We start from the raw sequence: 10,495 nt of genomic DNA on the forward strand, positions 1-10,495 counted from the left end.
CGTATTGCCGCGTGTGGAGTCATTGTCGGGAAGGAGGCTGTAAAGGAACGAGATCGAGGGTGCCCGCAGGGCATAAAGAAAGCGTAAAGAGTGGGTTTACGCCGGGTTTACAGGGTGCGCGAAGGCGCTCCAGAAAGGAGAAAAACGGTGGGGTGTCGCATATAGCGCTCTAAATTGTGCGCGCGAGTAGTGAGTGAAGGCTGCAAGTCATGGATAATCCAGCCCAAATGACGCGACGCAACCGAATGGGGTCAGGATCTCTTGCACCTCCCCGCTTGCGCCTGCAAGCTACCTCTATTCGCATTACTGAAAAAGGCTGGCCCAACGTGCGTATCCTAATTACCGGCGGAGCCGGTTTCATAGGCTCGGCCCTTGTCCGCGAGCTGATTCAACACACTGAGCATGAAGTGCTCAACCTGGACAAACTGACGTATGCCGGCAATCTCGAGTCGCTGACCAGCATTGCCAACGACACTCGCTACGAGTTCGTTCAGGCCGATATTGTCGATCAGGCGACCGTCAGTGCAGTGCTGGCGCGCTTTCAGCCTCACGCGATCATGCACCTGGCAGCGGAGTCCCACGTCGATCGTTCCATCGACGGGCCATCGGAATTCATCCAGACCAACATTGTCGGCACCTACAGCCTGCTAGAAGCCGCCCGAGCCTATTGGCAAGCCCTCCCGGAACCTGAGAAAAGCGCCTTCCGCTTTCATCACATTTCCACTGACGAGGTTTACGGCGACCTGCACGGTGTCGATGATCTGTTCACGGAAACGACGCCCTACGCGCCGAGCTCGCCCTACTCCGCCAGCAAGGCAGCGTCCGACCACCTGGTCCGCGCCTGGCAACGGACCTATGGCTTGCCGGTGCTGCTGACCAATTGCTCGAACAATTACGGGCCGTTCCACTTCCCCGAGAAATTGATTCCGCTGGTCATCCTCAATGCGTTGGCCGGCAAGCCGCTGCCGGTGTATGGCAATGGCCTGCAAGTGCGCGACTGGCTGTTCGTCGAAGATCACGCCCGTGCGCTGCTCAAAGTGGTGACCACCGGCACCGTCGGCGAGACTTACAACATCGGCGGGCATAACGAACAAAAGAACATCGACGTGGTGCGTGGCATCTGCGCCCTGCTCGAAGAATTGGCACCGCACAAGCCCGAGGGCGTTGCGCATTACGCCGACCTCATCACGTTCGTCCAGGATCGCCCTGGTCATGACCTGCGTTACGCAATCGACGCCAGCAAGATTGAACGCGAACTGGGCTGGGTGCCCGAAGAGACCTTCGAAACCGGCCTGCGCAAAACCGTTCAATGGTACCTGGACAATCTGGAATGGTGCCGCCGCGTTCAAGACGGCAGCTATCAGGGCGAACGCCTTGGCGCCATCAATCCCAAGGAGCTGCTCGCATGATGAAAGGCATCGTTTTGGCGGGTGGCTCGGGCACGCGCCTGCACCCGATTACGCTTGGAGTGTCGAAACAGCTGTTGCCGGTCTACGACAAGCCAATGATCTACTATCCGATTTCGGTGCTGATGCTGGCCGGCATCAAGGATATTCTGCTGATCTCCACCCCGCAGGATCTGCCCCAGTATCGCAATCTGCTGGGTGACGGCAGCCAGTTCGGGGTGAATTTCAGCTTTGCCGAGCAGCCATCACCGGACGGTCTGGCCCAGGCCTTTCTGATTGGCGAAGAGTTCATTGGCGATGACCCTGTGTGCCTGATCCTGGGCGACAACATCTTCCATGGTCAGCACTTTGGTGAACAATTGCAGAACGCGGCAAAACGCACCTCCGGCGCCACCGTATTCGGCTACTGGGTCAAGGACCCCGAGCGCTTCGGCGTGATTGATTTCGACAGCGATGGCCGTGCCCTTTCGATCGAAGAAAAACCGAAAGCGCCGAAATCCAGTTATGCCGTTACCGGCCTGTACTTCTACGACAACGATGTGATCGAGATCGCCAAGGCGGTGAAACCTTCGCCTCGCGGCGAGCTGGAAATCACAGACGTCAACAATGCCTATCTGCAACGTGGCGATCTGCAGGTCGAGCGTTTTGGTCGAGGTTTCGCCTGGCTCGACACCGGCACCCACGATAGCTTGCTCGAAGCCTCTCAGTACGTGCAGACCATCGAACACCGCCAGGGTCTCAAAGTCGCCTGTCTCGAAGAGATCGCCTATGAAAACGCCTGGATCAACCGCGAACAGTTGATGGAGCGCGCCCGGTACTTTGGCAAAACCGGGTATGGCCAGTACCTGGCCAAGCTGGCAGGGGAAGAGCAATGAACCTGTGTGAGCCCGATTCGCCCGGTAACGAGACTGGACTGTTCCCGTGAAAATACTCATCAATGGCCGACACGGTCAGGTTTCACATGAATTGCAACAGCGGCTGGGGGCTGTCGGCGAACTGGTCGTATTGGGTCGCGATCAGCTCGATCTCGCGCAGCCCGATCAGATTCGCCATCAAGTGCAAAACATTCGACCCGATCTGATCATCAACGCGGCGGCCCATACAGCGGTTGATCTGGCAGAAAGTGAACCGCAATCAGCCTTTGCCATTAACGCCGTAGCTCCCGGCATCCTTGCCGAAGAAGCGCTGGCTCTCGACATCCCGTTGATACATTACTCCACGGACTATGTATTCGACGGGATGAAAGCCGGACCTTACAACGAGGACGACACGCCCAACCCGCTCGGGGTGTACGGCAAGAGCAAGCTGGCCGGCGAACAGGCCATCAGGGACGTGCAAGGTCAATATCTGATTCTGCGTACCAGCTGGGTCTACTCGACTCATGGCCGCAATTTTCTACTGACGATGCAACGTCTGCTGCAAGAGAAACCTGAGTTACGTGTAGTCGCCGATCAAATCGGTGCACCTACATGGGCCGGTACAATCGCCAATAGCACCCTTGCCCTGATTCAACGCTGGCAGACGAGTCAGGTTACCAACTGGGGTACTTATCACCTGAGCGCTCAAGGTGAGACCTCCTGGTTCGGCTTCGCCCAGGCGATCGGTGAAGCGCTGCGACAACAGGGCAAGCCCTGCGCCGACCTGTTACCGATCCCGTCCAGCGACTACCCGACACCCGCAGCCCGGCCGCTCAACTCGCGCCTGGATTGCAGTCGCTTGCAACGCGACTGGGGTGTCAGTCAACCAGACTGGCAAACGGCGTTGCGCGAGTGCCTCAATCTGCAAGCCTGAATATCAACCGCTGCCCGCACCGGCATTGAAACACCAAGCCTGCGCGTTGCAGCGGTGTGGGGAGCGGGTATGCGGGCTTGCTCGCGAAAGCCGCATTTGAAACCGGCGCGCCCCTGACTGACGCACAATATTCGCGCATCCAGTGGCGAACATCCCCGATACGACAGCTTTCAGCCCATTACGACGTGCAATCGCGAAATGGCACGCCCACTGCACTGGCCTCCCCTGAGCTTTCCAAACCACTCAGGGAGCAAACCCATGAACACACAACTCAAACCCACGCTGGGCACCTTGCACCTGTGGGGCATTGCGGTCGGGCTGGTGATTTCCGGAGAGTATTTCGGCTGGAGCTATGGCTGGGGCGTGGCCGGAACCTTGGGCTTTCTGGTGACTTCGTTCATGGTCGCCACCATGTACACCTGCTTCATTTTCAGCTTCACCGAACTGACCACCGCCATTCCTCACGCTGGCGGTCCCTTTGCCTACAGTCGTCGCGCCTTTGGCGAGAAAGGCGGCTTGATCGCCGGACTGGCGACACTGATCGAATTCGTCTTCGCCCCACCGGCGATTGCCCTGGCCATCGGCGCCTACCTCAATGTCCAGTTTCCTGCCTTGGACCCGAAACACGCGGCAGTCGGTGCCTACCTCGTATTCATGGGCCTCAACATCCTCGGCGTGAAACTGGCAGCGACCTTCGAACTGGTGGTCTGCGTGTTGGCGGTCGCTGAATTGCTGGTGTTCATGGGCGTGGTCGCACCGGCATTCAGCTTCAGCAACTTCGCGCTCAATGGCTGGGCCGGCTCCGACGTGTTCGGCGCCCCGGCGATTGCCGGGATGTTCGCGGCCATCCCCTTTGCCATCTGGTTCTTCCTCGCCATCGAAGGCGCAGCCATGGCCGCCGAAGAAGCCAAGGACCCGAAACGCACGATTCCCAAGGCTTACATCAGCGGTATTCTGACCCTTGTGCTGCTGGCGATGGGTGTGATGTTCTTCGCCGGTGGTGTCGGTGACTGGCGCACCCTGTCGAACATCAACGACCCGCTGCCGCAGGCAATGAAAACCGTGGTCGGCGAAAGCTCGGGCTGGCTGCACATGCTGGTGTGGATCGGCCTGTTCGGCCTGGTGGCGAGTTTCCACGGGATCATCCTCGGCTACTCGCGGCAGTTCTTCGCCCTCGCCCGGGCCGGTTACCTGCCGGCGTCCCTGGCCAGATTGTCGCGTTTTCAAACCCCGCACCGGGCAATCATCGCCGGCGGTGTGATCGGCATTGCAGCCATCTACAGCGACGGCCTGATCAACCTCGGCGGCATGACACTGACCGCCGCGATGATCACCATGGCCGTGTTCGGCGCCATCGTGATGTACATCATGAGCATGCTCAGCCTGTTCAAACTGCGTAAAACCGAGCCGAACCTGGAGCGCACCTTCCGCGCCCCGTGCTACCCGCTGGTGCCGTTCATTGCACTGATGCTGGCGGTGGTGTGCCTGGTGGCGATGGCCTGGTTCAACACATTGATCGGCCTGATCTTCCTGGGGTTCATGGCGGCCGGTTTCCTGTACTTCATGCTAACCGCTCAATTGCGCGCCGACGCACCGGCGGATGCGATGTTGACCGGACATTGAAAGCGTTCGAGTGAACCTTGAACAACAGGCATAGAATGGGAGTAATAGCGATGGAACTGCGACAAAACCCCATCACTCAAAGTGGTATGCACGATCGGTTGGCGAACCCTCGCCAACCCGCCTGCTTTCAAGGAGAGTCCTATGCCCTGGTATGCCTGGTTGATTCTGGTCGTTGCCATCGGCTCGATCGTTGGTGGTCTGATGCTGCTGCGCGACACCGCCAACAAGGTCGAACTGACCGAAGAGCAACGTAAGCGCGTCGCCGAACGCAATGCGGAAATGGACGCCAAGGAAGCGCAGGACCGCTGACTGAAAACCCCGCCTGGAACGGCGGGGTTTGTTTTTGCGTGAAAGCACCTGAAATCATGCCGCTTTTGACCTATATCGAAGCATCTGCATGTTTTTTAGAAGTAGAAGTACAGTCACCATGCAATTTTCATTGGTTAATATGTCCGCATTGATGCGGAGATATCAGATGCGTTACTCGCAGGACCATAAAGCCCAGACCCACCAACGCATAATCAAAGAAGCTTCAGCGCGATTTCGACGCGATGGTATCGGCGCGACCGGGCTGCAACCCCTGATGAAAGCACTGGGCTTGACCCACGGTGGCTTTTACTCGCACTTCAAGTCCAAAGACGAACTGGTAGAGAAAGCCTTGCAAGAGGCTGGCGCACAAGTCGACGAGTTGTGCGCGCAAATCTTCGCCGAGGAGCATCCACTCGAATCCTTCATCGACGCTTATCTGTCCGAATGGCATCAAACCTCACCTCAGGAAGGCTGCCCGCTGTTGACCATTTCTTCGGAACTGGGACTGCGTGGTCAACCGAGTCCAACCAGCGATGTCGTGCTCCAGGCGCGACTCGATCAGATCCAGCACACCCTTGACGGAGAGCGGAGCGCCGAGCGCAGCATTGTGATCATGTCTACGCTGGTCGGCGCCTTGCTGTTATCGCGTAGCGTTGCCGACGCCGAATTTGCCCAACGGATTCTCGACGTCGCACGCGAACACCTCAAACACTCGCAGGATTAACCCTGCCAACGCTTGAACAGCACACTGGCATTGACCCCGCCAAATCCGAAGCCGTTGGACAATGCGTATTCGATGGCCATCGGCCGAGCATTGCCATGAACGATGTCCACGCCTTCAGCGGCAGGGTCCGGGTTTTCGAAGTTGAGGGTCGCCGGCACGATCTGGTCGCGGATCGCCAGCAGCGTAAAGATCGCTTCGAGTCCACCCGCTGCACCGAGCAAATGCCCGGTCGCCGACTTGGTCGACGTCACGGCGATGCCGTTTTGCGCGCCGAACAATGCCTTGATCGCCGCCAGCTCTCCCAGATCCCCCACCGGAGTCGAGGTTGCATGCGCATTCAGATGCTGAACCTGAGCCGGTGAAACACCTGCTTGTGCCAACGCCAACGACATCGCTCGCCGCGCACCGCTGCCGTCCTCGGGGCCGGCGGTCAGGTGAAAGGCATCGGCGCTGGTGCCGTAGCCGACCAGCTCCGCCAGCGGGTGTGCCCCCCGGGCCAGTGCATGGTCCAGAGACTCGATGACCAGCAGCCCGGCCCCTTCTCCCATGACAAATCCATCTCGACCACTGTCGAACGGTCGCGAAGCGCGCTCAGGCGTTTCGTTGTAAGCGCTGGACAAGGCGCGAGCAGCCGCAAACCCGGCAAGGCTGACCCGATCGATCGCCGCTTCGGCGCCACCGCATACCGCAATGTCCGCTTCCCCCGCACGAATCAAACGCGCCGCATCGCCGATTGCCTGCACACCGGCCGCGCAAGCCGTAACTGGCGCACCCAATGGACCTTTGAAGCCATGCGCTATCGAGACATGGCCGGCCGCGAGATTGACCAAAAACGAAGGAATTGTGAACGGAGACAAGCGTCGCGGCCCACGGCTGTCGGTCGTACGTACCGCATCCGCAATCGCGCCAAAACCACCGACGCCGGACCCGATGATGGTTGCCGTGCGCTCCTGGGCTTCGGCGTCGAGCGCCTGCCAGCCGGCCTGCTCCAGAGCCTGACGCGCAGCCTCCATCGCGAACAGAATGAATCGGTCCATTTTTTTCTGTTCTTTGGGCGGCGTTGCGAGGTCCGGATTGAAACCGGCCTTGGCATCATCTGCCAGTGTCGGCACCACCCCGCCAACCTTGGCCGGTAAATCGGCAACCACGTTGTCAGGCAAATTTCGCAAGCCTGAACGTCCCGCCAACAAACGTTCCCAGACAGCATCAACACCACAGCCCAACGGAGACACCAGCCCCATGCCCGTAACAACCACTCGACGATCACTCATACCGCTCACACCTCAAGCCAATGGATGGCGCCTCACTTGTAACGTGCGGCAGCTTTGCTTTTGGAAAGATTTGGCGCCAGGACTAGACGCGCCGCTACAAAGGCATCCCAATCGGCTGCGTCCGGTAACGAAGGAATGGTGATCAACTCACCCTGATCCAGGCCCGCCAACGCGGCATCAACCATCTCCCCCGCCTCCATCACCATATCCGCCGGAATTTGTGAAGCATCGATACCGGAGCGTTCCCATATTTCAGTACGTGTGACGCCTGGCAGAACGGCTTGAACCTTGACGCCGGTGCCGTCCAGTTCGGCGTTCAAAGACTGAGTCAAGCTCAGAACATATGCCTTGCTGGCGCTGTACGTCGCGTTGAAGCGCTCAGGGTACAGCGCGACAACTGAAGCAATATTAATGATCGTTCCTCGCCCCGCCTTGGCAAAGCTTGCGGCTGCTGCTGAGGCAAGCCGCGTGACGGTTGTGACGTTCAACTGAATCAAGCGTTCCAGTTGATCCAGATTGGCATTAGCCAAAAGTCCATCCGCCGCCACACCCGCGTTATTGAGCAAGAGGCTGATACTTGAATCGCTGCGTAACCGTTGTTCAAGCTTCAGAACGTCCGCGCTTTGGGTCAAATCAGCCTTGAGAACTTCCACCTGAACACCGTGCTCGGCGCGCAGCTTGCTGGCGGCGGCTTCAAGGCGATCCTGATCGCGAGCAACCAGCAACAAATTAAAACCACGCGCAGCCAGACGCATGGCGTAGATCGCCCCGATGCCGGATGAAGCGCCAGTGACGAGGGCTGTACCTTGGAACTGGGTAGTATTCATGACTATGCTCCTGGGGACACGAGGATGAGAACAAGGATTTTATTATACGCATAATTCAAACGATTTATTACACGCATAATTTTACTGCGCGGACAAGCGGACAAGCGGACAAGCGGACAAGCCCCAAAATATGGCCCCTTCCTGTCCCTTCCTTCAGCACAACGGTAATTCGAACGCTTACAGCAGCGCATCAAAGACCTGGCTGCCGCATCCCGTGGATTCTGCCGGCTCCGCCGAGTAGGAATAGACTGCATAAATAGCAGTTTAACTTGTCAACAGCTTGCCGCCAGAATGTAGATACGGGAGAATGCAAAATATTTCTAAATATTTTTCACCAACACAGTCAGCGAAGACCGATAGAGCATTTCTCAACGCCAGCTGACTTTTTGTGACTTGAGGGTTTCATGAACTTCCCTACAAAAATACGTCCTGACAGTGAGCGTCATGAAATCGATATTACAGAATTTCTTCGCGACTTATGGAACCAAAGAAGGATTATTCTACTCTTCACCGGGCTTTCCACAGCAGCCGCAATAACTTATGCATTAACGGCGCAACCTCAATATAAAGTTCAGAACGAAATCAGGCCTGTAGCGACTGCAGATTTGGATATGTTAAACGAATCCGGTCTTTATAAGATTCAACCAGAGCAAGCCTTAAGACGTATTGGTTCGTCCATGGGTTCTTATACCGAACGTTTAAGTTTCTTCCAGACCAATCCGGATTTACTCGCTCCCATACAAGTCGACGGCAAGTCAATCGAAGAGACCCTCGAACGCTTCAATACTAATGCGTTTACGGTTGAGCAAATCGACCCTAAAAAAACCTCTAATCTTTCGGAGGCAATTAAATTTAGCGTAGAGTATCCATCTGGCGTGGATGGGGTGGCTATTGTTAACAACTTTACCGAGTTTGTAGTCAAGCGCGAAAAAGAGAAGGTCGAAGCGGACTTTAAAACTCTTGTTGAGAACCGGATCGCGCAAACAGAAAGAAAGCTGTTATCCAAGAAAGCTGCATACGAAGCCAACAAAGACTCGGAAATCGCAGAACTCCTTGAAAAGGATCAGTTAAAAAAAGAAACTCTACAAGACGAACTCAAAGCCCTACGGCAACAATTGCAAACTCGTCGACAAAATCGTGTGAAACAGTTGGATGAGGCAATATCGATTGCCAAAAAGCTGGGAATTGTTGCGCCTACCACGCCATCTGCCCTTGGAGAGGCTGGGCAGACAAGGCAAGGCAACATGATTCGTACAGAAGTAAGCAACCAACAAATACCTCTTTATTTTATGGGTCAGTCGGCACTTGAAGCAGAGCGCACAACACTCGTCTCCCGAAACTCCGATGACTTTACTGAGCCTCGCGTTGATGAAATCCAGAAGGAGCTTAACCTCCTCGCCAATAACCGGAAAGTTGCCTTGCTTAAACAGCGTAATAACGAAGAGCTGTTCTTAAAAGGCTTAGGTGAGATCCGGGAAGAGCTGGCACACCTGAAAAACCTGCATGTCAATTTTGAACAATTTAATCTGGTTAATATCGACAGACCGGCGTCTCCCCCGCAAGCCCCTATCAAGCCGAAGAAAGCGTTAATCGTTGGCTTAGGTTTGATATTCGGACTGATGCTCGGAACAATGCTCGCTGCTGCCCGGACAATCATGCTGCCTAAAAAACCGACTGACAAAAGCACTGCAGACTAGCTGCAAGCTTATTTCCCGCTCTAATAAAAAGGCCGATCAATGATCGGCCTTTTTATTACTCTCGCGATTAATTCACTTCAATCTTGTCTCGGTTACTTTCCAGAATTGCCTTACCAATCCCCTTGACCTCAAGGAGTTCATCCACTGACGCAAACGGCCCATTATTGTCACGATACGCAACAATTGCCTTGGCCTTCGCCTCCCCAACACCGGCTAGCTCACGTTGAAGTGTTGGTGCATCTGCACCATTGAGATCAACTTTATTGGCCTTCGCTCTAGTACCAGCTTCCGTGACCACGGAAGACTCAACAGCTTTAGCTTCCGGAGCAGCAATAGCTGCAACAGAAGCGCCGCTCAAAAGGGCAAAAACCAAAGAGTAGAAGTAACCTTTGCGCATGATGATGCTCCATGACATGAATTGAAAGAAGAAGCTTTTCCTAAGCTGCTCTCTAAACTTAGGCTATGTCATGGGACTGTCAAAAACGTGTACGTTACAGGATATGAAACAATCAGGGTTCGAGGCGGCGCTGCTGGTAGATCCAGTCGACAATCTCTCCGTCTGGGGCATAGCCGCTGACCGTGTCGCGCAACAGCTGGCGGACGCGCGCATAGTCGTCCTGATCCACCGCAGCGAGCAACTCGGTCAACTTGACCTTCAGCAAATCCCAGGACAGGTGATCCTCGTTGGCCGTCATGATCATCGGGTGCTGAGTGGCCGCCACGTTGTCACCGATCAGCAGCTCTTCGTAAAGCTTCTCGCCCGGACGCAGCCCGGTGAATTCGATAGCGATGTCACCATTCAGGTTTTTTTCCGAGCGGACGCTCAGGCCGGACAAATGGATCATCT

At 56.0% G+C, this 10,495-nt stretch carries 11 protein-coding genes; 7 read left to right on the forward strand and 4 right to left on the reverse strand.

Annotated features, from left to right (window positions below; genetic code table 11):
• Window positions 1-326: 326 nt before the first annotated feature.
• The 6 genes from rfbB to AC1RDQ_RS25150 all read left to right on the forward strand — a co-directional run bounded on the left by rfbB (window position 327) and on the right by AC1RDQ_RS25150 (window position 5,853).
• The gene (gene rfbB, locus AC1RDQ_RS25125) at window positions 327-1,409 is read left to right on the forward strand and encodes a dTDP-glucose 4,6-dehydratase (RefSeq protein WP_057716576.1); all 1,083 of its coding nucleotides are present in this window, start codon (window positions 327-329) and stop codon (window positions 1,407-1,409) included.
• Window positions 1,406-2,281, forward strand: a complete 876-nt coding sequence (gene rfbA, locus AC1RDQ_RS25130) for a glucose-1-phosphate thymidylyltransferase RfbA (protein WP_057713789.1) — start codon at window positions 1,406-1,408, stop codon at window positions 2,279-2,281. The genes rfbB and rfbA overlap by 4 nt, the downstream gene beginning before the upstream one ends.
• 46 nt (window positions 2,282-2,327) lie before the next feature.
• Window positions 2,328-3,197 (forward strand): dTDP-4-dehydrorhamnose reductase, encoded by an 870-nt coding sequence (gene rfbD, locus AC1RDQ_RS25135; protein WP_102671960.1) that lies wholly within the window; start codon window positions 2,328-2,330, stop codon window positions 3,195-3,197.
• 258 nt (window positions 3,198-3,455) lie between these two features.
• Window positions 3,456-4,820, forward strand: coding sequence for an ethanolamine permease (gene eat / locus AC1RDQ_RS25140; RefSeq protein WP_102671961.1), 1,365 nt, complete (start codon window positions 3,456-3,458; stop codon window positions 4,818-4,820).
• Between the two features lie 141 nt (window positions 4,821-4,961).
• On the forward strand, window positions 4,962-5,129 hold the full coding sequence (locus AC1RDQ_RS25145) for a DUF2897 family protein (protein ID WP_007985427.1): 168 nt from the start codon (window positions 4,962-4,964) through the stop codon (window positions 5,127-5,129).
• A gap of 166 nt (window positions 5,130-5,295) precedes the next feature.
• Window positions 5,296-5,853, forward strand: coding sequence for a TetR/AcrR family transcriptional regulator (locus AC1RDQ_RS25150; protein ID WP_057713786.1), 558 nt, complete (start codon window positions 5,296-5,298; stop codon window positions 5,851-5,853).
• On the opposite strand, the gene fabF is transcribed toward AC1RDQ_RS25150, so the two are convergent.
• Entirely contained in the window at window positions 5,850-7,124 is a 1,275-nt protein-coding gene (gene fabF, locus AC1RDQ_RS25155; protein WP_492588393.1) for a beta-ketoacyl-ACP synthase II, read from the reverse strand. The two genes, AC1RDQ_RS25150 and fabF, sit on opposite strands and share 4 nt — an antisense overlap.
• A gap of 32 nt (window positions 7,125-7,156) precedes the next feature.
• Window positions 7,157-7,951, reverse strand: a complete 795-nt coding sequence (locus tag AC1RDQ_RS25160; protein ID WP_492588394.1) for an SDR family NAD(P)-dependent oxidoreductase — start codon at window positions 7,949-7,951, stop codon at window positions 7,157-7,159.
• A gap of 404 nt (window positions 7,952-8,355) precedes the next feature.
• Here AC1RDQ_RS25160 and AC1RDQ_RS25165 point away from each other — a divergent pair, with 404 nt between their 5' ends.
• Window positions 8,356-9,648 (forward strand): Wzz/FepE/Etk N-terminal domain-containing protein, encoded by a 1,293-nt coding sequence (locus AC1RDQ_RS25165; protein ID WP_492588395.1) that lies wholly within the window; start codon window positions 8,356-8,358, stop codon window positions 9,646-9,648.
• Window positions 9,649-9,715: 67 nt separating this feature from the next.
• Here AC1RDQ_RS25165 and AC1RDQ_RS25170 read toward each other — a convergent pair whose 3' ends face one another.
• Window positions 9,716-10,045 carry a ComEA family DNA-binding protein gene (locus AC1RDQ_RS25170; RefSeq protein ID WP_489339038.1) on the reverse strand — a complete coding sequence of 110 codons (330 nt, stop codon included), beginning with the start codon at window positions 10,043-10,045 and terminating at the stop codon, window positions 9,716-9,718.
• Between the two features lie 112 nt (window positions 10,046-10,157).
• Window positions 10,158-10,495: polysaccharide biosynthesis protein (locus AC1RDQ_RS25175; RefSeq protein WP_492588396.1), on the reverse strand; the 338-nt coding region annotated here is incomplete at its 5' end.

The sequence above is a fragment of the Pseudomonas sp. GW823-FHT02E01 genome (assembly GCF_058797535.1).